20 protein-coding genes are annotated in these 23,982 nt (G+C 49.3%); 9 read left to right on the forward strand and 11 right to left on the reverse strand.

Annotation, left to right across the window (positions count from 1 at the left end; genetic code table 11):
* Positions 1-233 precede the first annotated feature (233 nt).
* A complete protein-coding gene (locus KDW_RS02715) occupies positions 234-3,680 on the forward strand; it encodes a ribonucleotide reductase barrel domain-containing protein (protein WP_162004898.1) in 3,447 nt (1,148 codons plus the stop codon).
* 163 nt (positions 3,681-3,843) lie between these two features.
* On the opposite strand, the gene KDW_RS02720 is transcribed toward KDW_RS02715, so the two are convergent.
* Positions 3,844-4,641: a ThuA domain-containing protein gene (locus tag KDW_RS02720; protein WP_151754540.1), complete on the reverse strand. Its 798-nt coding sequence runs from the start codon at positions 4,639-4,641 to the stop codon at positions 3,844-3,846.
* A 256-nt stretch (positions 4,642-4,897) separates the two neighbouring features.
* Here KDW_RS02720 and KDW_RS02725 point away from each other — a divergent pair, with 256 nt between their 5' ends.
* On the forward strand, positions 4,898-5,533 hold the full coding sequence (locus KDW_RS02725) for a mycothiol-dependent nitroreductase Rv2466c family protein (RefSeq protein ID WP_151754541.1): 636 nt from the start codon (positions 4,898-4,900) through the stop codon (positions 5,531-5,533).
* 48 nt (positions 5,534-5,581) lie between these two features.
* On the opposite strand, the gene KDW_RS02730 is transcribed toward KDW_RS02725, so the two are convergent.
* The 4 genes from KDW_RS02730 to KDW_RS32605 form a co-directional block, all read right to left on the reverse strand.
* A complete protein-coding gene (locus KDW_RS02730; RefSeq protein WP_151754542.1) occupies positions 5,582-6,754 on the reverse strand; it encodes an aminotransferase class I/II-fold pyridoxal phosphate-dependent enzyme in 1,173 nt (390 codons plus the stop codon).
* 342 nt (positions 6,755-7,096) lie between these two features.
* Complete coding sequence (gene nifS, locus KDW_RS02735) at positions 7,097-8,248, reverse strand: cysteine desulfurase NifS (protein WP_151754543.1); 1,152 nt, start codon at positions 8,246-8,248, stop codon at positions 7,097-7,099.
* Positions 8,249-8,465: 217 nt separating this feature from the next.
* Positions 8,466-8,996: an ATP-dependent sacrificial sulfur transferase LarE gene (gene larE, locus KDW_RS02740; protein WP_233097757.1), complete on the reverse strand. Its 531-nt coding sequence runs from the start codon at positions 8,994-8,996 to the stop codon at positions 8,466-8,468.
* A complete protein-coding gene (locus tag KDW_RS32605) occupies positions 8,954-9,343 on the reverse strand; it encodes an adenine nucleotide alpha-hydrolase family protein (RefSeq protein ID WP_198925176.1) in 390 nt (129 codons plus the stop codon). Before KDW_RS32605 ends, larE begins: the two co-directional genes overlap by 43 nt.
* A gap of 573 nt (positions 9,344-9,916) precedes the next feature.
* On the opposite strand from KDW_RS32605, the gene KDW_RS02745 reads away from it, so the two are divergent.
* A complete protein-coding gene (locus tag KDW_RS02745; protein ID WP_151754544.1) occupies positions 9,917-10,594 on the forward strand; it encodes a nucleotidyltransferase family protein in 678 nt (225 codons plus the stop codon).
* Positions 10,581-10,958 carry a tetratricopeptide repeat protein gene (locus KDW_RS02750; RefSeq protein ID WP_151754545.1) on the forward strand — a complete coding sequence of 126 codons (378 nt, stop codon included), beginning with the start codon at positions 10,581-10,583 and terminating at the stop codon, positions 10,956-10,958. Before KDW_RS02745 ends, KDW_RS02750 begins: the two co-directional genes overlap by 14 nt.
* Before the next feature lie 66 nt (positions 10,959-11,024).
* On the opposite strand, the gene KDW_RS02755 is transcribed toward KDW_RS02750, so the two are convergent.
* The 6 genes from KDW_RS02755 to KDW_RS35730 all read right to left on the reverse strand — a co-directional run bounded on the left by KDW_RS02755 (position 11,025) and on the right by KDW_RS35730 (position 18,001).
* Positions 11,025-11,918 carry a phosphatase PAP2 family protein gene (locus KDW_RS02755; RefSeq protein ID WP_151754546.1) on the reverse strand — a complete coding sequence of 298 codons (894 nt, stop codon included), beginning with the start codon at positions 11,916-11,918 and terminating at the stop codon, positions 11,025-11,027.
* 265 nt (positions 11,919-12,183) lie between these two features.
* Complete coding sequence (locus KDW_RS02760; RefSeq protein ID WP_151754547.1) at positions 12,184-13,578, reverse strand: AI-2E family transporter; 1,395 nt, start codon at positions 13,576-13,578, stop codon at positions 12,184-12,186.
* Positions 13,579-13,759: 181 nt separating this feature from the next.
* Positions 13,760-14,398: a dTMP kinase gene (tmk, locus tag KDW_RS02765; RefSeq protein WP_151757280.1), complete on the reverse strand. Its 639-nt coding sequence runs from the start codon at positions 14,396-14,398 to the stop codon at positions 13,760-13,762.
* Between the two features lie 177 nt (positions 14,399-14,575).
* Complete coding sequence (dcd, locus tag KDW_RS02770) at positions 14,576-15,169, reverse strand: dCTP deaminase (protein ID WP_151754548.1); 594 nt, start codon at positions 15,167-15,169, stop codon at positions 14,576-14,578.
* A gap of 145 nt (positions 15,170-15,314) precedes the next feature.
* Positions 15,315-17,420, reverse strand: coding sequence for an exonuclease domain-containing protein (locus tag KDW_RS02775; protein WP_151754549.1), 2,106 nt, complete (start codon positions 17,418-17,420; stop codon positions 15,315-15,317).
* A 365-nt stretch (positions 17,421-17,785) separates the two neighbouring features.
* Entirely contained in the window at positions 17,786-18,001 is a 216-nt protein-coding gene (locus tag KDW_RS35730; protein WP_151754550.1) for a transposase, read from the reverse strand.
* A 19-nt stretch (positions 18,002-18,020) separates the two neighbouring features.
* Here KDW_RS35730 and KDW_RS02785 point away from each other — a divergent pair, with 19 nt between their 5' ends.
* The 5 genes from KDW_RS02785 to KDW_RS02805 all read left to right on the forward strand — a co-directional run bounded on the left by KDW_RS02785 (position 18,021) and on the right by KDW_RS02805 (position 23,718).
* Positions 18,021-19,205, forward strand: coding sequence for an RNA-guided endonuclease InsQ/TnpB family protein (locus KDW_RS02785; protein ID WP_151754551.1), 1,185 nt, complete (start codon positions 18,021-18,023; stop codon positions 19,203-19,205).
* Between the two features lie 190 nt (positions 19,206-19,395).
* Positions 19,396-20,274 carry an alpha/beta hydrolase family protein gene (locus KDW_RS02790; RefSeq protein WP_151754552.1) on the forward strand — a complete coding sequence of 293 codons (879 nt, stop codon included), beginning with the start codon at positions 19,396-19,398 and terminating at the stop codon, positions 20,272-20,274.
* Positions 20,275-20,314: 40 nt separating this feature from the next.
* Positions 20,315-21,271, forward strand: coding sequence for a ribonuclease HIII (rnhC, locus tag KDW_RS02795; RefSeq protein ID WP_198925178.1), 957 nt, complete (start codon positions 20,315-20,317; stop codon positions 21,269-21,271).
* Positions 21,272-21,420: 149 nt separating this feature from the next.
* Positions 21,421-22,884, forward strand: a complete 1,464-nt coding sequence (locus KDW_RS02800; RefSeq protein ID WP_151754554.1) for a hypothetical protein — start codon at positions 21,421-21,423, stop codon at positions 22,882-22,884.
* An 81-nt stretch (positions 22,885-22,965) separates the two neighbouring features.
* Positions 22,966-23,718 carry a zinc ribbon domain-containing protein gene (locus tag KDW_RS02805; protein ID WP_151754555.1) on the forward strand — a complete coding sequence of 251 codons (753 nt, stop codon included), beginning with the start codon at positions 22,966-22,968 and terminating at the stop codon, positions 23,716-23,718.
* The last annotated feature ends 264 nt before the right edge of the window (positions 23,719-23,982 follow it).

The following is a 23,982-nucleotide window of genomic DNA, read 5'->3' on the forward strand; positions in this document are numbered from 1 at the left end:
TGTTATGGGTAGTCTTATAATATCATACTGTGTCTTACATCAACATATTGTGCTAGAAGCAAAACAAAAATCAACATGTTGTGTCTTGAGGGTTGTTTTTGGCCACATTTGCGAGTATACTGAGGGCGGTAAACAAAACACAGAAAAATTCCATTGCCCCGCGAATGGCAAGCAAAAACGATCCTTTACTAATATATGAAATAACGAAACACAAAAAAGAGGAGCAGTCCAGGATGCTAGAGCAAGAAGCCCATTCTGTCGAGAGTAGTGAGACGAATAACCAGCATGTAACCCAGTTAGAAGGCATTCGCCAGAAGGTTTTCATGGATCGCTATTCACTTAAAGATCCTGATGGTAATGCCCTGGAGTTCTATCCCGAACAACTCTGGCAGCGTGTGGCACGTGGTATTGCGGCCGTTGAACAGACCGAAGAGAAACGCGCTGAGTGGGAAAAACTTTTCTATGAAGCCCTGACCGATTTTCAATTTGTGCCCGGTGGGCGTATTTTAGCTGGTGCAGGCACCGGACATCAGGTGACATTTTATAATTGTTTCGTGGTGCCTAGCCCTGAAGACAGTCGCCAGGGTATTCTCGATAATCTCAAAGTCATGACCGAGATCATGGCGCGTGGTGGTGGTGTGGGTATCAATCTTTCAACCCTGCGTCCCCGTGGTTCCTACATCAAGACCGTTAATGGTACCGCCTCCGGACCATGTTCCTGGGCGCAATTATACTCAGTAGCGACAGGAGATGTTATTCAACAAGGTGGGTCCAGACGGGGCGCCTTAATGCTTATGCTTGATGACACGCATCCTGACATAGAAGAATTTATTACGGTAAAACGGACAGCAGGTAAAATCGAGCATGCTAACCTGTCAGTCTGTGTCTCTGATGCGTTTATGCAAGCCGTTAAAGAAGACGCTGATTGGAATCTGACCTGGCAGGGTGAGGTTAAAAAGACCATTCGTGCCCGTCATCTGTGGGATCTGATCTGTACTTCAGCCTGGGAATCAGCCGAGCCAGGCCTGGTGTTCATGGATCGCTACAATAAAGAGTCCAACACCTGGTACTATGAGGATATTCGCTGCGTAAATCCTTGTGTGACTGGCGATACTCTGATCTATACAGATCAGGGACTCATCCCAGCCAGCGAACTGGCAGAAATAGCTGCTCCTGTCACTGTCGTATCGCCAGAGGCCGAGAATGTTGCGCTCCGTCAGGCAAGCCATGTTTTCTCAACTGGTATCAAACCTGTATTCCGCTTACAAACAAATGAAGGTTATACACTGCGTCTGACAGAGGACCATAAGGTTCTGACCACAGGGGGCTGGAAAGAAGCGGGAACGCTGAATGCTGGCGACAAAATTAAGCTCTTACATGCTGAAGGCTACTTCGGTACAACGGGCAATGCTGACCTGGGTCGGGTGCTAGGCTGGTTGGTCGGCGATGGCTCAATCAATACTCGTCGTGCAGGTAGTGTGATGCTCTCATTCTTTGGTAGTGAGCAAGCGATCGCACCACAATTTGCTGAAGCAGTTAATCGGCTTGTTGCCGCCCCTGAAGGTCAGAGACAATATGTAGTTGGCGCCCAGAAGGTTGCTGATCGCGACGAAACCCGTGTGGAATCTGTACGCCTCCTGCGCCTCATTGATCCTGAACTGTTGAGTAACAAACTACAAGTACCACCATCGGTCTTCCGTGGTAACCATGAAATGCAGAAAGGTTTCCTCTCCGCATTGTTTACCGCTGATGGCTCAGTACAGGGAAGCATTGAGAAAGGCGCCTCGGTACGGTTGACATCTGTCAGCCAACAACTGCTAGAAGGTGTACAGCAACTCTTACTGAACTTCGGCATTTACTCTCGTATCTATACAGAGCGCCGTGAAGCTGGCTCACGCGAACTACCAGATGGCAAAGGTGGCAGTTCTTCTTATGAGTGCCAGAGTTATCATGATCTGGTCATTTCAAAGGGAAGTTTCAGCGCCTTTGCTCATCAGATTAGTTTCCTGACCCAGGAAAAGCAGAGCAAGTTAGAAGATCTCGTTGCAGCTTACAAACGTGGGCCATATAAAGAAGAATTCACTGCAACCTTCAAGAGCCTCACGGCGGATGGTGAAGAGGCAGTGTATGATCTCACTGAACCAGAAGCACACCTGTTTGTAGCCAATGGCCTGGTGGTCCATAATTGTGGTGAGCAGGGACTTCCACCATATGGTGTCTGTAACCTGGGTGCGCTCAATCTGTCCTCGTTTGTTCACGACGGTAAGATGGATTTCGAGCGTCTGGCAAAGGTTAGCAGGATTGCGATGCGCTTCCTGGATAATGTGGTTGATGCCAATGAATACTTCATTCCTGAAAACCGCGACGCACAGATGAGCACACGTCGTACTGGCCTGGGAACCATGGGTCTGGCTGATGCACTGCTGAAGATGGAAATTTCTTATGGTAGTGAAGAGTCGCTGCCAGTCATCGAGCGCATCTATACCACAATTCGTAATGCGTCCTATGATGCCTCGTCCGAAAATGCGGCGGAAAAAGGTGCGTTCCCGAAATTTGATCGCGATAAGTACATGCAGGGTAAATTCATTAAACGCTTACCCAAGCCAATCCAGGAGAAGATCCGTAAGCAGGGTATCCGTAATGCAGTGATCCTGACCCAGGCCCCAACCGGCACCACCAGTCTGTTGTCCGGTGTCAGTTCCGGCATCGAGCCTGTCTATGACTTTGCGATGATCCGCCGCGACCGCACTGGTGAGCATATCATGTATCATCCACTGCTGCAGGAGTGGCGCGAGAAACATCCAAACGAGACAACACCTGCGTACTTTGTTTCTTCCAAGGATCTCACTCCTGAGGAACATGTGCGTGTCCAGGGAATGATCCAGCGTTATACCGACTCAAGCATTAGTAAGACTGTGAATGCGCCAAATGACCATACCGTTGAGCAGGTACAGACACTCTATCGCCTGGCCTATGAAATGGGCTGTAAGGGTGTCACCTACTACCGTGATGGTTCACGCGATGCTGTTCTGACCCGTGTTGAAGATGAGAAGAAAGCGCAAAAGCCCGCTGAGCCAGAAGTGGTTCAGGCGCCTATGTTTGAGCCAGTGACCTCGATTCATCAGGGCATCAAGCAACGTCCAGCCGTGATGCAGGGCTATACCCGACAGGTCAATGCGCCAGAGGGTAAAATCAATATCACCATCAACAGCGATGATCAAGGACCCTTTGAAGTCTTTGTTAACGTTGGTAAGGCTGGTAGTGACATTGCGGCTCTTTCCGAGGCTCTGGGCCGCTTGATCTCGATCAACTTGCAGTTGCTCAGTCCATTATCTCAGACTGATCGGGCGCAAGAAATCACCAATCAACTGCGTGGTATCGGTGGTAGCCGCTCGGTCGGCTTCGGCGCCCAGCAAGTTCGCTCACTGCCAGATGCCGTTGCTCGCGCTATCGAGCTCCATTTAGATACGTTGCAGGAAGCAGTGCCTGCCGTAACAGTGGAATCACACGATGACAGTCCAGTGGCTGCCATTGAGGCACCAGCGCAGGAACAGAACCAGCACGTCAACTTCAGTCAATTGAAGGTCACTGGTAACCTGTGTCCTGAGTGCGGCTGCAACACCATGGTTTACGAAGAGGGTTGCCGCAAATGCTATAGCTGCGGCCATAGCGAGTGCTAAAACTCCATCCAACAAGCCACTGATCTAGTATCAGCAGGCTTAGAGGATAAAGAGAGCAGGCTGGCAGAGTTACTTTCCGCCAGCCTGCTCTCTTTTATTCATGTCACTATCTATGTAGTTCAACCTGTTGCCTGCCACGGCATAGCTTTGTCAGCTGGAATGTTTATGACTCAAGTTTAGCAGCATAGCTGATACCACCCCACAGATGGGCCAGAAACAATGGTTCAGCAAAGCTTTCAGCAGTATGGCCCATGCCAGTATACCAGGCACGCCCACCTTCAAACTCATGGTACCAGGAAACAGGATGATCCGTTCCCATTTCACCACCTTTATAGGTGGATTCATCCAGGGTTAGCAACACATGCACGCGGTTGCGTGGATTCTCCCGATAGTTATACCACTCATCAGTGCGCTCCCACTTTTTGGGCAACATTGAGGTCGAGCGATTTTGTCCATCCTCAACCCTGACCGTGGCCTGCGAGATTGCTGGATGATTTTTGAAGAATGAACCAACTAATTGTCCATACCAGGTCCAGCTATACTCGGTATCACTGGCAGCATGCACACCCACGAAACCGCCTCCAGCGCGTATATACCGTTCAAACGCCGCCTTCTGGGCATCATCCAGAATGTTGCCCGTTGTACTCAAGAAAATAACCGCCTGGTAACGGGCCAGATTTTCATCGGTAAAAACACTAGAGTCCTCGGTTGCCTGCACTTCTACATGATGAACAGCCGCAAGCTTATGAATCGCATCAATACCATTCTCAATTGATGCATGCCTGTAACCTGCGGTTTTTGAAAAAATCAGTAGCATTGTAGAGCCTCCATTGCTTCTCGTTACAGTTCCTACCAGAGGTTGGTTGCTTCTAGAAGAGGGCAAATAATAAAAGAGCACAAACGCAATTACCAGCACAATCGCAGCCACAACGCCGGTTCCCCATAACAATTTCCTGGACATATTTCTTCTCCCACAACGCGAAACGTGTTCCATCCTCTCACCCAGTCTACCATATAAAATCGATAAGCGCGCCCCATAACATAAAAGACATGTACGTTGATAGCTACCAGACAGCACAAGAAGCGCTCCAGACGTTTTATGTAAAAGGCTTTTTTCTTGACATACTTTACACAGTGAACGTATGCTATAAAAGCTCACTTCACTTTATAAAGTATCGTAAGCAGAACACTAGTATATTGAAAGAAGGTTTTCTCTGATGAGTACAAACGAGACAGGTACCACGCATATTAACTTCCACGTCGATCCACTGTGTCCCTTAGCCTGGCGCACAGCATTGTGGGCGCGTGAAGCACGGCAGATACGCCCGATTCAAATCACCTGGCGTCTCTTCAGTCTGGAAATCGTCAATCGACAGCCAGATGCACAGCCGGATTATGTTAATGGCTATGGCTGGGCAGCATTACGCACGTTAGCATTGGCACGCCGTTTACATGGCAATGAGGCATTTGAAAAACTCTATATTGCCTTAGGCAATGCCGCCCATGGACGCAAAGAGGATATTCGTACCCGTGAGGTTGTTGAAGCCAGTGCCGCCACCGCTGGCCTGGAAGCTGGGTTTGTAGAAAAAGCCCTGGCCGATGATTCAACGATCCAGGATGTGATTAAAGATCATGAAGAGGCCGTAAAGCGTTATCATGCTTTCGGGGTACCAACGATTGCATTGGAAGATTCCAATGTTGGTTATTATGGTCCAGTTATCCACAGTGTGCCCAAAGGGGATGCTGCCGGGGAACTATGGGATCATTTTCTCTGGATGCTCCACAACGATAATATCTACGAGCTCAAACGCGATCGCGCTGGCGCACCACCATTCGGACCAGTCTCAGCCTAATGATCACAAGGAGATAGGCACGTGTTGCCTATCTCCTATGACAGTTTTTTAAGCGTGCTTCTTCACAAAGCGTTCAATGCGTATTAGAGCTTCTTCTAACTTATCATACGCGGTACAATATGTGGCGCGCACATAGTTCTTTCCAGCGGCTCCAAACGAGCTTCCTGGTACCAGAGCCACCTCTTCTTCAAATAGGAGTTTCTCCGCAAACTCTTCATCGCTCATGCCAGTATTACCAATATACGGGAAGGCATAAAAAGCGCCACGAGGCTCACTACACACCAGACCAATCTTATTCAGGCCATCAACAAACATCCGGCCACGTCGAGCATAATCATCATGCATCCTCTGCACATCGGCTTCACCATGGAGCAACGCCTGAAGGGCCGCTTCCTGTGGCGCCGTACCGGCGCACATAATAGCATATTGATGAACTTTAAGCATCGCACCCAATATATGCGCTGGTGCCAGCACATACCCGACGCGCCAGCCAGTCATCGCATAGGCTTTGGAAAAACCATCCAGGATAATCGTGCGCTCCTGCATCTGAGGCAAGGAAGCAATACTCACATGCTCGGTACCATAGACAAGTCGGCTATACACTTCATCACTAGCCACGATTAAATCGTGCTCAATCGCCAGTTTCGCAATCGCTTCTAGTTCTTCACGGGGAATGACCGCTCCAGTAGGATTGTTGGGATTGCCGAGCAGGATCATTTTAGTACGTGGCGTGATAGCGGCTTCAATCTCGGCCGCGCGTACAGCAAAATCATATTTAGCATATGTTGGCACAGGCACGGGCACGCCACCAGCAAAGATAATATCAGCTTCGTATGCAACGTAACCAGGATCGGGAGAAATAACCTCATCACCTGGATCGATAATCGTACGCATCGCCAGATCTACACCTTCACTGACCCCAACAGTCACGAGGATTTGAGAAAGAGGATCATAGGTCAGTCCATAAAGTCGCTGAAAGTGAGCAGCGATCGCTTCACGCAATTCTACGGTACCCGAGTTTGAAGTATAGCGCGTGCGTCCCTGCCGAATGGATTCGATACCAGCCTGACGGATATGCTCAGGGGTCACAAAGTCTGGCTCACCCACACCCAACGAAATAACATTCGGCATCGTATTAATGATATCAAAAAATTTACGAATACCAGATGGTTTTACCTGCTGCACACGTTGTGACAAAACATCCCTCTTGAGTGTATCCATAAGTAATCTATTACCCTTCTTTTTTGCATAAGAGCCTTGAAATATTCGATCTACAAACAACAAGTCCTGGCAAGGGATTCACGAGCAAGGATTTTCACCTCCACCACCCTTAACCTCCTCTTTCCATGGTAACATAAACCCGCTCAAAGAAACAATAAATTTGCCAGATCAACTCATACACTATGAAAAATCGATAAAGACTGCCAGCAAAGAAGCGCATGACAATTACAGCAGAAGAGTTCGGAGCTGATATACAGATATAAAAAGGGAAATGAATGGAAAAATCAGGGAATTTGGATAGACAACGCCTGTAACTTTGAGGATCCAAACTCCCACCTAAAACTAAATACCAAGCCCACGCAAGCGTTCGATAATACCTGGTAAAGCGCCAAGCACAGTCTCGACTTCTTCTTCGGTATTATGCTTACCTAACGTAAAGCGCAGGCTCCCATGCGACCATCCAGAAGGAAAGCCCATGGCAACCAGCACATGCGATGGATCCACCGAGCCAGATGTACAGGCAGAGCCAGTTGAGGCCGCCACACCCAGCAGGTCCAGGTTTAACAGGATAGACTCGCCTTCTACACCTTCAAAGGCAAAGCTGGCACTATTTGGGAGACGCTCAGTAGGATGGCCGGTGAGACGGCTACGGGGAATCTGTAAGACGCCTGCAATCAAGCGATCGCGTAAGGCCTGGACACGAGGCGTCACCTCGGGCATCTCTTCATACGCCAGTTTCAAGGCACTGGCGGCCCCAACAATATTAGCGACATTCTCAGTACCTGCCCGACGCCCACGTTCCTGCGAGCCTCCCTGCAGCTGCGGCAGGATACGCATTCCCTGACGTACATACAGAATCCCCAGCCCTTTAGGACCATAAAACTTATGGGAGGAGAGTGAAAGCATATCGGCTTTAAGCTCTAATACATCGATAGGTAAAGCACCGCCAGCCTGGACGGCATCGACATGAAATGGAATTTTACGCGCTCGGCAGATACGTCCAATCTCCGCAATTGGCTCGATCGTTCCTACCTCGTTATTAGCATACATAACCGAGACCAGCACAGTCTGATCGGTAATCGATCGCTCCACATCCTCTGGATTGACCATGCCATATTCATCAACTGGCAGATAGGTCGTGTCAAAGCCAAAACGCTCTAAATATTGACAGGTATACAGGACGGCATGGTGCTCAATCGGCGTGGTAATAATATGTTTGCCTTTTTTTTGTGAGGCAAAGGCCATACCTTTGATCGCCAGATTATCACTTTCGGTGCCACAGCCAACGAAGGCAATTTCAGAAGGACGAGCATGCAGCAGTTCTGCTACCTGTTCACGCGAATGGTCAATAGCCTGCATGGCATGGCGTCCAATGGTATAAATGCTGCTGGCATTGCCATATTCGGTTGTTAAATAAGGCAACATTGCCTCCAGCACACGCGCATCTAGCGCGGTCGTGGCTGCATGATCAAAATAGATAGTGCGCTCTGACATGTGACTTTTTCCTGTTATCCTATCAATAAGCTAAAATGCATTAACCTCTTTTATGGCTAAAAAACATGCGGCAAGATAATGCGCTGTACGGTAAAAAACAGCATTACTATCGCAATAAGGGATCCTGACATCTCTCAGTAAAATTATATCACAGGCCGCCTGTAAGCAGGTTTGTCTGATACCGCCCTGCTTACACGTACCGATCCTGATATACACGTTATTGCGCTTCGGCCTGCTTCTTTTTCTTGAAGAATGATTCATTCATACTACCAGTTCGATAGCCAAGCAGGTCAACGGTAACGTAGGTGTAGCCAATTTTGCGCAAGCCACTGGTAACAGTACGGCTCATCTCTTCTTCGACTAATCGCGGAATCTCAGAACGCTCTACCTCGATACGTGCAATTTTATCATGATGACGCACACGCAACTGCTTAAAACCCAATTCGTGCAATAGTTTCTCAGCCCTATAGACCATTTGCAGCGAGGCAACATCAACTTTACTGCCATAAGGTATGCGCGAGGAGAAGCAAGCCATGGCAGGCTTATCCCAGACAGGCATCCCGAGCAGACGAGCGATAGCACGGATCTCTTTCTTACCCATGCCTGCCTCTTTCAAAGGTCCACGTACCTGAAACTCGCGCGCCGCTCTCTGTCCCGGACGAAAATCACCATCATCATCGGTGTTCACACCATAAGCAATATGCTCTAACTGGTGCTCTTTCGCCAGTGGCTCAAGATGGGTGAACAGCTCTGTCTTACAAAAATAGCAACGATTGACATCGTTTTTGACATAGCGTTCTCTAACTCATGCGTCTCCAGCGTTACCAATGGTAACTGCAACTGCCGAGCAACCGCAATGGCTTCCTCAGTCTCCTCTGAAGCATACGCAGGCGAAGAAGCAATGGCACCTAAGGCACGATCACCCAGGACATCATGAGCAACTTTCAGCAGAAGTGCGCTATCAACGCCACCAGAATAGGCAATCAAGACTGAACCCATTGCGCGCAAAATTGCTTGCAGATGCTCATATTTGGCTTGCGTCTCAGCGTCCAAGGCCACAACGCTTTTATCATCTATGTGAGAGGTATCTAACATCTATAACTCCTGAATGTGTGCAGTCAACAATATACACTTCGCACAGTCGCAATCCCAAGAAGTCCAGTAGCATGCTCATTCAATTGTATAAGTAAGCGGCGTCCACGATTGCTTTTTCACAGTTAGCCGTTCAATCGTGTGAGCGGAGCTAGCCGCGAGTGAGCGGCGTTCACGATTGCTTTTTCACAGTTAGCCGTTCAATCGTGTGAGCGGAGCTAGCCGCGAGTGAGCGGCGTTCACGATTGCTTTTTCACAGTTAGCCGTTCAATCGTGTGAGCAGAGCTAGCCGCGAGTGAGCGGCGTTCACGATTGCTTTTTCACAGTTAGCCGTTCAATCGTGTGAGCGGAGCTAGCCGCGAGTGAGCGGCGTTCACGATTGCTTTTTCACAGTTAGCCGTTCAATCGTGTGAGCAGAGCTAGCCGCGAGTGAGCGGCGTTCACGATTGCTTTTTCACAGTTAGCAGTTATTATATCATTGAGTACAATCTTCTTTGTGCCAGTACGCTGGTATTATTCTAGTTGAGCGAGAGCCACAACGCCGCTTCATTCATCCACTCAAAGAAAGAGAGTCAGATGTCAAAAAGAGATGCTATTGCCGCGATCATTCTGGCCGCTGGCAGTTCAAGCCGCATGGCTCATGGCTATCACAAACTACTATTGCCACTGGGCGAAAAACCTGTCCTTGCCTATGTCCTGGATGCCACGCTCCAATCACAAGTAGCGCATGTCTTTGTCATAACTGGACATCAATCACCACAAATCACGGCAGCTTTGCATAACTACAGTGATAATAACAAAATTTCTCTTCAGGAAAATCCCGCCTATACACAGGGTATGAGCACCTCCTTACACACGGGAATCCAGGCTATTCGGACGCACAATAATGCGCTACATTACACGGGTGCGATTGTGCTGCTTGGCGATCAACCCTTTATCAGTGCACGTTTACTTGATACACTGATAGCAACCAGGCAACAGACAGGAAAACGCATCGTGGCTCCATGTTATCATGGCAAGCGCGGCAATCCAGTTCTCTTTGATGCCAGTCTGTTCGCAGAACTGTCAACTGTAACTGGAGATGAAGGCGGTCGCAGCGTGATCGCTCATCATCCAGATGAGATTGAGAGCGTTGAACTCGGTGATGCGCTGGCACAACACGATGTTGATACCTGGGAAGCGTATCAAGCGGCACTCGTGGCCTGGCAGCAACAACAAAACGGCTTAAAGGAAAGTAACGATGGAGATATCTGAAGCGCAAAAAAAGCAAGCACAGTTCTGGTTGGACTATAGCCAGCAACTCTCGAACTCTATCCGCTATGTAGAAGCGCTTAAAGCGGCACAACGAGCGGTCACGCTTGACAGTAGCAACGCGGAAGCCTGGTATGCACAGGGGACCTGTCAGGCGATGCTGGCCCATTATCAAGAAGCGCTGGTGGACTTTGATCAGGCCCTACAACTGGATGACCTCTATGTTGCCGCCTGGGATGGCAAGGCCTGGGTTGAGGGTATTCTGGGCCATAAAGAGGCGGCCCTGGCGGCGGTCAATAAAGCACTGGAAATTGAGCCCGATTACCGTGAGGCCCGCCAGCGCAAAAAGCGACTCGAGGTATTATAAGTTTTTCGCCCCACACGCATGGCCGGCAAACAACTGAGCGCAAACCGGCCATCGATCAACACTTATTTATGACCGAAACGAGTTCGAAAAGTTTGTAGGTGTTGGTGGCAGGCCGATCGTTGCATCCATACCAGGAAATACGGGTGCCTTGCGACTGACTCGTTTGGTATCATAAAGGATTAAAATGCCGATGCCACAGCAGGCCAGAGCGCTACCTAGCAAGTAGCCAGAAATCGTATCGGTAATAAAGTGGACACCAATATAAAACTGCATAAATCCACCCAACAGTGAGCCAAGGGCGAAGAGCAATGCCAGTGGAAGTGCCAGCCAGCGTGGTCGTAAGTAGCGCCGGGTGATCCAGGCCAGAAGCAGTCCACTCAGACACCAGCGCGTGGCATGACCACCAGGAAAGCTGTTTTCACTATCTTCCAATTTTGTATAACCAATCGGCATCTGAGCCACATCCCGTGCCCAGCTGACCTGTTTATGTGGAGGATCAGGCACTTGCCCCAATAAACCAACACCAGCCGCAACCTGGACTGAAAGAGGTTGACCGGCCATCTGTGGACAGGTTAAAACGGTCATCCCTGAGCGCAGCGAATAGGGCATATATTGATTAAATAGCGCTTTTCCACCCACCTCCAGTCCTAAACTTACGCCCAGAAGAAGTAAGAAAAAAAGGAGCACTCGCTTGCGATGGCCTGCTCGAATACAGATACCCCCAAGCAGGACCAGCATGAACAGTGTCACTGGCGCCTCTCCCAGCCGGCGCCATTCGTAGACTGAACAATCAAAACGCGTAATCGGACGCCAGAGCAGCCCCCGCTCAATCTCCAGGGTGGAATGACTCAAGATGCCAGTTGCATAGACGGCTGTATAGCTTAATAAGAGGATACCAAGTACAAGCGCTGCCACAAACCAGGGAAAAGCTGCTGTACGTGTAGCTTTGTCTGTCTGCATTGTTTGATTTTTCCTATCGTTATCTTATAACTATTTTCAGCTCAAAAAAGCCCGACAAAATAGAGAGACCTCCACATACATATATTTTCATCAAACAATAGAAGCATAGGATCTCAATTAAAGATGAGTATTGTATTAAAAAATTATAAGGGGATTGCAAGAAAACAGCAAGTGCAGTGGTATTTTTTACGTCGAGAGAGGAATGAGGTGAGTAAAAAAGAGGGAAGAGCGCGATGCCTTCCCTCACTAAAATCGAGCTTTTTTTCTATTTTCTATCTTCCGAGGTTGAGTGACGTTGGTCTACTGTAACCTGACTTTCCTGGGGATCAGCTACTGGTTCCGCATTCTGTTCACTCGTCTTGCGCGTCTCTTCACCAGTCTGGTCGGCTTGCGCAGTTTCAGGTGAAGATACTGAGATGACATTATTACGATTCACCGAACGTGGTATAGCACTTTTTCTCAGTAGCTTGCCAGAAATGGAGCCCGGCGGTTGCGATCTTGATCTGGACGATGCTGGCGAGGGGCGCTTAAGCACCCAGGGAGCACGCTTCCGTGCCAGCATCTGATCGGCCGTCTCACCACGGGCCGAGCGATATAAACTGGCGACCACGACCCAGGCAGCAGCTACAATCGGAGTTGCGACGAGGGCACCCACTGCCCCACCAAACGCTCCATACGATGACCCAAACAAACGCGCAAAGACTAACAGGGACATGATCGAGACAACGGGATGTAAACCAACAGCATGCCCTACAATGCGCGGTCCCAGGATGTTGCTTTCAAAAAGTTGGATGACAATAAAACAGCCAATCACAATCAGCGTACGTGGAAAAGGATTAGGCAGCAATAAAGATGCGATAATTGGTGAGATTGAGGCCAGACCAGGTCCGAGCATTGGGATCGTCTCAAACAGGAAACCAAGCACACCAAAGATCACCGCAAATTGACCTAATCCGGTTGCCCAACAGACAACAGCTACTGCAACACCAACAATCAAGGCCAGTGTCAATTGACCTCGAATATAGTTACCGACCACACGGGTCAAAGCATCTTCAAACAATAATGTCGTTGACAGCGAGCGCTTTGGCATAATACTCACGATACTATCGCGAATACGTTTTCCATCCAGCGTCAGATAAAAACTTACCATCAAAACAATGAGAAAATTTAAAAAAGTAGTCGTCAGAATGAAGATGATATTGATCGTGTTCGTGACAGCAGCATTGGCAAAACCGGTCACCTGGGAGTTTAATTGAGCCAGTGTTTGATCAATACGTGTCTGTGGAATACCAGCCTGCTCACGCAAAAATTTGATAAATGAACTATAGCGGTCTGGTATGTTTTTCGTAAAATTGACCACAGTGTCGGAAAATCCCGTCACTTGATTGACAAACGAAGCAACAAGAATATAAGAGAAGAGACCTAGTAAGACAAGCACAAATACATACGCAATAATGGTTGCGACCACACGCGGCAACCCCTGGCGCTCTAAAAAGTTTGACACAGGAGTAATGAGAAACGCAATTGCCATGGATAGTAGAAGCAGAAAGACTGCTTCAATAAACTGATTAACCAGGTTCCACAGAGTCCACGCGATAATTCCCATACAGATGATGGATATAAGAATATCGCGCCTCTGCTGCCAGTTGATTTGGCCCATAGTTGTTCATCTTTCTCGCTCGAATAATTCCAGGAGAAAAGGCCACAACCTTTTACAGGCAAGGATTTCTGCAACCGTTTCTCTATGGGTAATACGATCCGACTCATCAGAATGCTGCAAATTTGTGGCTATCCAGAAAACTCAGCAGTGTGTACTGGTTTTCTGGATATTTGACACTCTTTTATGCTTTGAAAAGCGGTTCAACCAACGCGATAATGTTTTGATGGACTTGTTCGGGAGTCTGGGCGGCATCAATGACTTTGATACGTTGCGGCGAGGCCTGGGCCAATGTTAAAAACGCCTGCCGCAGTTTGCGATGAAAGTGTTCTGATGCTCGATCAAACCGGCTCTGCTCCTCACGCTTGCCAGCAGATAGACTGGTACGCGCCTGAACCAGGGTCGGGGCCAGATCTAAAAAGATTGTCAGATCGGGAGTATGTCCCTGTGTAGCGATCCGGGAAAGCTGCGCCACCAATTCAGTACCCACTCCCTGTGCAGCTCCTTGATAGGCAATACTGGAGTCAAAGCAGCGGTCAGAAACCACCACTTTGCCTTCTGCCAGAGCGGGCAAGATCAGGGTCTCAAAATGCTGGGCACGATCTGCCTGGAACAAGAATGCCTCGGCCAGTGGCGTAATGGTCAGGTCTGGCCGTTGAAAGAGCAGGTGACGAATTTCAGAGCCCAGAGGAGTTCCCCCCGGCTCTCGCGTCCGTACATACGCGAGCCCTTGCTGTTCAAGCCAGCGCTCAAGCATTTCCATCTGTGTGGTCTTACCTGCCCCATCCAGACCTTCAAATGAGATAAAGTAGCCTCGTCCCATGCTCAAAGTTACCTTCCTGATCAGGAAACAGCATTGCCACCATGTAAGCAAAAGTAGCCTGATAAGCTGGATGGTTTTAGTCAGACACATCCAGGTCAAAGCGTTGAAATGCTATGGCTATGCAAACCGCTATCCAGCAATGTCTACGATTGCTTATCAATAGTGTACAGTATGCTCCTAGCGATTACGATCAGTGCGATAGATATCATAGTCCCAGTCAAAATATGGTTTAGGCAGCATGTCTTCTGGTGACCACTGCTGATCCCGTTTGCCATATTTTCCATGGTACTCTTTCAAGGTCTCACCCACATATTCAAAGGTTAACTGACAGATACGGAATCCAACGGGAACCCAGATGGTGGTCTGGGTGTGGTTGCTGATCTCCATGGTCCAGCGACTGATATAACCAACATCACCAACACCAGCACAACGACAGACCGAGAGACCGGAGCGAGCGACCGTACTCCGTGAGTACATCTTTGCCAGATAACCGTTATGACCACCAATAATCTCTTGCGTATGGGCCAGAATTGTAGTGCCGGGACGAATCGCAATCTTACCATCTTTAGCCTGCCGTGGCTCACCCCAATAGCCGCGAATCTCATCAGGAATATCCAGATGCATTACTTCAACATTGGCATTTCCCTGAAAATACCACTCACCAAGACGGCAGTCATAAGAGTTTGGCCCCAGGTGACGCTCATTAAACGGCTCAATAACAATATTGCCGTTTTTCATCTCTTCCACAATACGTTTATCTGACAGTAACATGAAAATATAGCTCCTCGTCGTGACACTATGACTTTATAGCTCGCATGACTACACACTGCGTTTTGCTGCAAGTGTGAAGGTTTCGAAAGGGGATATTCATTCCTTGTGGGTCTGACTAACAATCCCAGCCATTAATTATGGCTTATTATAGCGCATCATATTCCCCTGGAGTAGCCCCCACTACCAGAAATTCTGTTTCTTCGTTCGTTTTTTCTACAGGCACTGTATGCGCCAGATCTACTTCTGACCAGATATGCTGAGCCAGGGCAGCCATCTCAACCTCACTTACCAGCGCTGACTGCAATGGAAAAAAAGCTCGATCATCACTATGATGATGGATCCAACGACTGATAATATTAATCTGATCAACCTCAGCTTTACCAACCACACTGGGAGCCTCTCCCAGTTTAGCAGCCCGCTTGAGTAAAGCCATCAGTGCCATTTGCGTTTCGTTAGCCTGATGTAAGACACAATGCTGCTCAATCAAGCGGCCATGGCGTACCAGGAAAATTTCATTATAATTTTCCTGCGCGGAAGGATAAACGATCAACAGATTATTTGACTCTACGGCGCCGGTGATCAGACGCTGTCCGATCAAAACTTCATCCGTACTACGAATGGCATCCCGTAGCCAGGCGGCGCGCTCAAAATTCAATTGCTGTGAGGCATCAAGCATCTGACGCCGTAGACGCGCCAGCAGATCTTCGCTCTCACCACCCAGGAAAGCACAGACCTCTTGAATAACCTGCTGATATGCTTCGATATCGCTATTCCCCTGACAGGGAGCAGCACAACGCCCAAGATGGAAACGTAAACAGGGATCGCTTGGTTTAGCCACTGGCGGTAAACTACGGGTACAGGTACGTAGTGGAAAAATCTTTTGCAATAGTTCAATGGTCAGGTCAACCATGCGCCGACTGCGAAAAGGACCAAAATAGCGTGCGCCATCAGCCGCCACCTCGCGGGTAGCATAGACGCGTGGGAAGGTATGCTGGATATCAATCTTAATAAACGGATACAGCTCGTAATTACGCAATTGCACATTATAGACTGGTTGCAACTCTTTAATTAAACGAGACTCCACCAGCAAGGCTTCCAATTCCGAACCCAATACCCGGGTCTCGATCTCCTTGACGCTTTGCAGCAAGCCATCCATTTTGCGGGTATAGCCAAGTGGCTGGCTATAGTAGGATGAAAGACGATCTTTCAGGCATTTGGCTTTGCCAACATAGATCACCTGATTGTTCGCATCCCGCATAAGATAGACGCCTGGTCTGGTGGGAAATGAGCGCTTCCAGACTGGATTAAGAAATAATCCACCATTCGGGCGAGCACTGGCGGCGGCGCTGGCCGATAAGCTTCCATCGGCACGCCACTGTGTGCTGTCTTTTTTAGGATTGATCTGGGTGATATCACCGCTCCAGGCGACCGGCAATTGTAAGCGACGGCGTAGATATCCCAGATTAGAAATGCCTTCTTGCTGAGCCAGAGCCAGGATGCGCAGAAAAACTTCGGCCGTAACCTCGGCATCACCAAAAGCACGGTGGCGATTATGCGTCCGAATATTCAGATGCGCAGCCACCATATCCAATTTAAACCGCTTTAATGCGGGTAAAAAACGGCGGGCAAGTGGAATGGTATCCAGCCCGTCGATAGGAAAAGATAAACCTAAAAGTTGGGCTTCATACGCGAGAAAATTCAGATCAAAACCCAGATTATGTCCTACCAGAGGAGCGCCATCAATAAAATCCAGCAGATCAGGCAAGACCTGTGATGCTGTGGGTGCCTCATTAACCATGGCCTGGGTAATGCCGGTAAAACGCTCAATAAATGGTGGAATGCGACGCCGAGGATTGATCAAGCGCTGAAACGAGTCCAGTATCTGTCCATGGCCAACGCGTACCGCAGCGACTTCAATCACGCGATCCGCTCCAGGCCGTAGTCCAGTTGTCTCGGTATCTATAACAACAAAATTGATTGATTGCAGTTCCTGCTGGGTGCTACGCCATATTTTCAACGACCAGCATACTTCTTCTCCAGCCGCCACATCTCCCTGTTCTTCAAAAAGCTCGGAACCGCGTAATGTCTTCCGCAACAGCACTGTCCACAATGATTTATTGCCATGTGCCCCAAATAATTGCTGGATCAATAGATCTTCAGTCGCGGGTTTCCCCAGGGTCTCTAACAGCTCAAACGCACGGCGCAACAAGACACTCCGCTGTGGAGTTCCGTTCTCCCCCTCCTGCACCATTGCAACCTGCCTCCTCGTACAAACGGGTCAAATTACTACTAGATCATATGTACGAGAATAGCATGCGTCAAATGGTTTTGGCAAGCAAATGCACAACAGGGCTATCTTAGCTGCAGGCCCACATATAAGAGTGTGTCTGAACCTCATGCTTATCGCAAGCCTCGTGTTTAGCCGCACTCGGGCACTAAAGTGCCCATACTTCTTTTTTGTTGTGGTGTAAAATGATGCGCGATGCGCATCATTTTACACCACAACAAAACCAATTTGTTCGCGCCGCAGGTGCGAAAGCGCAACGGGACAGATCCTGGAACTCATGGTGATCAGACACATTCTAAGCCAGCAGGCGTACTTAAGAAGTAAGCGTTTTAACATGGGAGCGGGAAGTCCCTCCCCGTTTCAGGGGGAGGGATGAAAGCGACCCGCATGCCCTGCTTTTCGCAATACTCGACAATCAACCGTTTCGTTTCCATCTGCACCTCACCGGTGAGAAAACGCCGCCGATACCTGGGCATCCATATCAGATGGTAAGCAATCGAGGAGTCGGAATATCTTGTTTTACCAACTTGCACACTATTTGTCATATATGATATACTCTAGCACATGAACACCGTCAAAATCCACCACCTGAATCATCTGCCCGCAACGCACTACCACCGCTTGCGTTCTGCACAACAAGAAGCGGCGTTGGTCTGGAATGCATGTGTTTCCCTCCACTTGCAAGCACGCATGCAGCATACGAAGTGGCCCGGACGGGATGCCTTGCAGAAAGCCACCAAAGGACGCTTTGCCCTGCATAGTCAGTCGGTTCAGATGGTCACGCATGCTTTTCTTGCCAATGTGGAGACCACCCGGCAACTTCGCCAGTCGCATCCGGAAATGCGGATGCGCTATCCCTACAAAGAAAAGCGATTCTACCCCGTCTCCTGGCCTGCGCAAGCTGTGACCAAAGAAGGCAAGCGCGTCGTGTTACCAATGGGACGTGGACGCGATTCGTTGGTGCTGCCAGTCGAACTGCCTGAACACAGTCGGTCGGTGACGCTGGTGTGGAACGATGGCTACGAACTCCATGTCAGCGTCGAGGTTCCACAAACCGAAGAAGCTCCAGGGAAGGTCCACGCCACGGTCGATCTTGGCGAGATCCACCTTGCGACGGTCACCACCAACACCAGTGAGGCGATCATCGTCACTGGACGTGGCATCCGCTCACTCAAACGAGGGCGCACCAAAGCTTTGCGCACGATCAGCAAGAAACAAGCTCGATGCACCAAACACTCTCGTCGTTGGAAGAAGTTACAACGGGCCAAAAACAAGCAATCGCGACGAGCCGAGCGCCGCATTCGTGACCAGCGGCATCAAGCCACCCGCCACGTGATCGACTTCTGTGTGAAGCAGCACGTTGGCACCCTTTTTATTGGCAACCCCCACGGTGTCCGAAACAAGAACAATGGACGTCACCACAACCAGCGTATGAGCTTGTGGGAATACGGCAAAGATATCGACTACCTGACCCACAAAGCCAACCAGGCTCACATTGAGTGCTTCACTGGCTCCGAACGAGGAACAAGCAGCCAGTGTCCGGTATGTGGGCATAAACATAAGCCGAGAAACAGGCAATGGATCTGCAAAGCATGCGGGTTCTCTGGACACCGCGACCTTGTTGGTTCGATCAATATGCATAAAATCACCTTTGGTGAACAAGTAAACTTTCCTCGTTCGTTTACGTATCTACGTCCTGCCAAAAGCAGGAAAAGTAGTAGGAGGGCAGACATGCCCCTGGTCTCATAACGAGATCTGTTGTCTCAGTGAGTCCGAGCCTCACCCACACGTTGTAGACGTGGTCCCTTCGGGGACAGGCTACCGCCCGGACGATGCTGAGAAGTCTGTCTCCCTTGAGGGGACAGGAGTGTCACAATATGGTTCTATGTGGTACAATTTCAACAATGGTACAAATGTTCTATTAACAATGAGGAGAGTTATGACACAACAGTATCCTGCCGAAGAACAAGACATAGAGGCGTCCCGGCCGCATCCTGTCGTTTATACAATTCCGGGTATGGAACAGGCTGTAATTCAAGCCAACCAGACATACAAGACAGTCGAGGACGTGCATCTTAAACTGGACGTCTATTATCCTGCCAATTATCAGAAACAGGCGCTTTTACCAGCAGTCATTCTGATCCATGGCGATGGTCCAAAAGATTTTCTCAAAAACATTAAGGATGACGACCAATATACTTCCTGGGGTAAGTTAATCGCCGCCTCGGGTCTGATTGCAGTTGTGGCCAACCATCGCTCCACCGAGGTTTTAACCAATGTCGTGGGTGTCTCCAATGATGTCGATGATCTTATCACCTATATCCGCGAGCATCATAAAAGACTCCACATCAACGCGAATAGACTGGGCATCTGGACATGCTCGGCTGGTACACCGTTTGCTTTGCGCGCCGCTTTCCATGAAACGCCTGCATTTATACGCGCTATTGTATGCTACTATAGCTTTGTCGAACTGAAGGCATACTACCAGGGTTTGTATGGCAAAGTAGATGCGACACTGGATACAACCATTCCCGAATTTACAGAAGAGGATTTCGACGAATTTTCTGGTAGAGATCTACTCTTACGTCGGACTCGTGATAGTGCACCTTTATTCATTGCACGCGCTGGCCTCGACTATCCCGAGTTGAATGCAGCGCTGGATCTTTTCATTGGTGAGGCCCTGGCTCAAAATGTTGCACTGACAATCATGAATCATCCATCAGGTCAGCATGCCTTTGATATTATGGACGCGGATGCACGTACAGAAGAGATCATAGAGGCCACACTGGAGTTTTTGCAGACACATTTGTTACAATAGCGTCAACGATACAATCTAAAGAAACATGAGGGCTCTATTTGTGGCAGGGGATAAACTTTCAGCTCAGGTCCAACGCTTTCGGCAATTCGTTGCCCGGCAAGGTTGGACTATTACCAATGAAAAAGAGATTGCATATGGCCATCAATTAACTATTACCGATGGTCAATCCAGCGTGCCGGTCGCTTTATATGCGACCGGCAAGACCCTGGTACAGGGAAAAGCTAGCACGCTGCAAACCGCGTTAAAAGTATGGGATCAACCTCCTCTACAGGCAGAAGTAACATCAAGCATATCCGAAAAGGTTCCGCCCACACCATCTAACCCAGCTACGATCAAAAAAGCGATCTTGCCACAGGCAACCGGACAGGCACGCATTGGCTCTGATGAATCGGGCAAAGGCGATTTTTATGGTCCTCTTGTGGTTGCCGCCGTCTATGTAGATCACACGAGTGAACAACAACTCCTGCAATTAGGAGTACGTGATAGCAAAAAATTGACTGACAAAAATATGCTGACCATCGCTGGAGAGATCCGCCGGCTGTGCCCTTACCATCTGTTATGTTATCTACCAGAAGCCTATAATCAGCGTTACCAGCAGGTATCCAACCTGAATCAACTTCTTGCCCTGGCCCATGCCGAAGTCATCGCCGTGGTAGCCAGGCAAACAACCTGTCAGCGAGCAATCGTTGATCAATTTGGTGATGAAGCGCTGGTACGCCGAGCCTTAGAAAAAACTGGCTGTGTGCTGCAACTTGAGCAGCGCTATCGGGCCGAAGAGGACACCGCCGTGGCAGCCGCTTCCATCATAGCACGCGCCGAATTCGTGCGACAGCTAGGACGGCTCTCTAAGGATGTGGGTGTCGATCTGCCCAAAGGAGCATCCAATCCAGAGATCATCAACCGGGGGCGCCTGATTGTTCAGAACAAGGGTGAAGAAGAACTGCGCAAAGTAGCAAAACTCCACTTCAAAACGACAGCCATTATCCAGCAGCAATAAGGTGGCGTTTCGTTGCCTGGCTACCTTTCTTAGGCATGGTTCAAGATGAGCGTGAAGCACTGTGACAATTGGCGAGAAAGTTGACATAAAGAATCCCTGAGAGATACGGTGAATATTATCAAAAAAAGCACCACTTTCAGGGAGGATACATGATCCATTGTAGCACGGTTGAGGCACGCGTCAATATGGTGAGTCAGATGATGACTGAGCCTACTCACGGCCTGGTGAGCGAGTTGAGCCGCACCCATCACGTCTCTCGTCAGACCTTGTATCGGTGGGCGCATATTGGACGGGACGCCTTGGAAGCAGCGTTTGGCAAGATGAGCCAGCCCCAGAAGCCATCTCAGTCGATTTCCAGCCTGGTGCTAACTCTGTTGCTGGAAACGCACGCGAGCTATCGAGGGATCCAGTCCATGCTCAAAGACGTGCATGGCATCCAGATCAGTTTGGGAACCATCGCCAGTCTGGTCAAAGAAGCGGGTCAACGCGCTCAGAGGTGGATGAGCCAGCAACGAGCGGACATGCCACGTGCGCTGGCCTTAGATGAACAGTACAGTAGTCAGCGAGGCAAAGCCTATCTCAATGTGATTGATGTCCACAGTGGTCATGTGTGGGCCAGTATCCCACCCGTCAAAGTGGATGGAGAAAGCTGGATCTTGCTCTGGTGGCAATTGCAGGAGCAAGGCATTCACGCGTCATGTACCGTCAGTGATGGCGGCATGGCCATCCATGAGGCCTTGAAGCAGGTCCAAAGCTTGCCGAGCCACCAGCGTGATGTCTGGCATATCTTGCATCTGGCTGCTCAAGTTCAAGGACGACTGGAGCACTGTGTCAAAAAAGCAGAAGATCGCTTGACGATCATCCAACGCCAAGCGCAGCGTGTGGCGGACGGCAAAAAAGTGATTGGACGCAGACCAAGCGCCGATGTGGATGGACACGTGCGCTACATTGCACAGGTCCGCAGCATTGCCGAAGGGGTGAGCTATCTCTCACAAGAACTCAAGCGTCTCCTGGAGATCGTCGTGCTCAGTGCTAACGCACACATGGGGATCCTCACCAGCCAGGATCGGATGGCCGAAATAGAAACGATTGTGTGTTTGCTGGAAGAGCTGGCAGTTCAGGCGCCAGAAAAGATGCAGACGCACCTGCGTTTGCTCACCAGACATTTGAGCTTGGCCTTGCCATCACTGTTGCTCTTCGCCCGAAGTCTGGATGAGAGACAACATCAAGCATGTGAGCAACTGGGTCCACACGCGATATCGCTGTTAGCATGGGCATGGCAGCGCCGCAAGATTCTTGGTCCGAGCACCCAGGAATTGCTCCAAAGTATTGAACCAGCCTGGCGAGCGGTGGCGGAGCCCTTGTTTCATGCCTGGGAGACCGCAGTACGAGCAAGTAGTGCAGTAGAAAACTGGCACAGCATTGTCCGCCCACATCTAGCGGTTCATCGCACGCTTTCAGCAGGGATGCTCGCCCTGCTAGCGGTGTGGCACAACCATCGCATTGCGCCACGAGGATTGCATGAAGGTCTCTCGCCATTACAACGAACTGATGCAAGCATACCCGCAATGAATTGGTTAACTGTTTTAGGGTATCCCGCCCAGGTTGCGTGAGTGTTCAAAGTGTCACATTGATTTGAACCATGCCTTAGGTTATAATGTTGGAAAATGTAGGCATATAAGGAGCAACATATAATGATTTTCTGCGGTCAGTGTGGTCTACAGTTGGCCCCTGGAAGCACACGTTGTCCTCGCTGCGGTGCCACCATTGAAGAGACAGGTGCCAGTACCAGTACAGGAGGAGATTTTCACGCTGATGACGCGACCGTTGCTACACCGTCGCTTCTAAATCGTAATCCACCAACGTCGCAAACACCAGCAGGTCAAAAACCACTCATTTTACGGCCAGGTACAAGCGGAGCGCAGACGAACATCAATGACTATGGTACAAATGCTCCCCTTGACTATGAAGCCACCAGTATGATGGAACAAGCTAATCCAAATACGGCACAGCAAATGGGTAGCTCGTATCCAGGTTATCCCCCACAAAGTGGTGGCAATTATCCAACTCAGAGTGGTGGCAATTATCCCCCACAAAATATGTATCCCGGCACTGGCACTACCCATGGTGGCGGATCATATGGGACAGGCATGTCCTATCCCAATCTGCCTCCACAACAAATGGATATGGGTTATTCACAGCCACAGGCGCAAAATCAGTATCACCAACAGCAAGCAGAGCAAGCAGCCAGAGCAGCTCGCGGACGTACCACTGGACTCATTCTCGTTCTCTGCGGCCTTATCTTCATTTTAACAGCGGTAGTCCTGTTTGCACTTCAAAGTGGACTCTTTGGAGGCCATAAAGCCTTGATACCAGAAAATACGCACCCTCTCACTACAGTTTGGATGCTGCATACACTTATCACTGGTCACCTCTTCATCCGTTAGCCCGTTTATAATAAAAGGACCTGGAACGAGTAATTTAAATAATATGCGACTCGTTCCAGGTCCTTTGGGCTACAGGCCTGCCAGTATTTTTCTGACAAAAAGATACGACGTACCAGATAACTGATAGAGTTTGCTAAGTCGATCCATGGCCTCTGGGTATGAATGGTTTCCAAAGCTCAAAAACGAGCCCGTTTGTCTCCATTTTTATTGTATCACCTCTTGTCTATTCGCACACTGCCTTTTTGGACGATTTTTTTTGGTGCT

The sequence above is a fragment of the Dictyobacter vulcani genome (assembly GCF_008974265.1).
Lineage (GTDB): Bacteria > Chloroflexota > Ktedonobacteria > Ktedonobacterales > Ktedonobacteraceae > Dictyobacter > Dictyobacter vulcani.

Coding starts and splice junctions, on each gene's coding strand:
- KDW_RS35730 (WP_151754550.1), bottom strand. CDS start 18,001: ATGACAAATAGTGTGCAAGTTGGTAAAACAAGATATTCCGACTCCTCG.
- KDW_RS02805 (WP_151754555.1), top strand. CDS start 22,966: ATGATTTTCTGCGGTCAGTGTGGTCTACAGTTGGCCCCTGGAAGCACA.
- KDW_RS02715 (WP_162004898.1), top strand. CDS start 234: ATGCTAGAGCAAGAAGCCCATTCTGTCGAGAGTAGTGAGACGAATAAC.
- KDW_RS02775 (WP_151754549.1), bottom strand. CDS start 17,420: ATGGTGCAGGAGGGGGAGAACGGAACTCCACAGCGGAGTGTCTTGTTG.
- KDW_RS02745 (WP_151754544.1), top strand. CDS start 9,917: ATGTCAAAAAGAGATGCTATTGCCGCGATCATTCTGGCCGCTGGCAGT.
- dcd (WP_151754548.1), bottom strand. CDS start 15,169: ATGTTACTGTCAGATAAACGTATTGTGGAAGAGATGAAAAACGGCAAT.
- tmk (WP_151757280.1), bottom strand. CDS start 14,398: ATGGGACGAGGCTACTTTATCTCATTTGAAGGTCTGGATGGGGCAGGT.
- KDW_RS02725 (WP_151754541.1), top strand. CDS start 4,898: ATGAGTACAAACGAGACAGGTACCACGCATATTAACTTCCACGTCGAT.
- KDW_RS02730 (WP_151754542.1), bottom strand. CDS start 6,754: ATGGATACACTCAAGAGGGATGTTTTGTCACAACGTGTGCAGCAGGTA.
- nifS (WP_151754543.1), bottom strand. CDS start 8,248: ATGTCAGAGCGCACTATCTATTTTGATCATGCAGCCACGACCGCGCTA.
- KDW_RS02760 (WP_151754547.1), bottom strand. CDS start 13,578: ATGGGCCAAATCAACTGGCAGCAGAGGCGCGATATTCTTATATCCATC.
- KDW_RS02755 (WP_151754546.1), bottom strand. CDS start 11,918: ATGCAGACAGACAAAGCTACACGTACAGCAGCTTTTCCCTGGTTTGTG.
- KDW_RS02790 (WP_151754552.1), top strand. CDS start 19,396: ATGACACAACAGTATCCTGCCGAAGAACAAGACATAGAGGCGTCCCGG.
- KDW_RS02720 (WP_151754540.1), bottom strand. CDS start 4,641: ATGTCCAGGAAATTGTTATGGGGAACCGGCGTTGTGGCTGCGATTGTG.
- KDW_RS32605 (WP_198925176.1), bottom strand. CDS start 9,343: ATGTTAGATACCTCTCACATAGATGATAAAAGCGTTGTGGCCTTGGAC.
- KDW_RS02750 (WP_151754545.1), top strand. CDS start 10,581: ATGGAGATATCTGAAGCGCAAAAAAAGCAAGCACAGTTCTGGTTGGAC.
- KDW_RS02800 (WP_151754554.1), top strand. CDS start 21,421: ATGATCCATTGTAGCACGGTTGAGGCACGCGTCAATATGGTGAGTCAG.
- KDW_RS02785 (WP_151754551.1), top strand. CDS start 18,021: ATGAACACCGTCAAAATCCACCACCTGAATCATCTGCCCGCAACGCAC.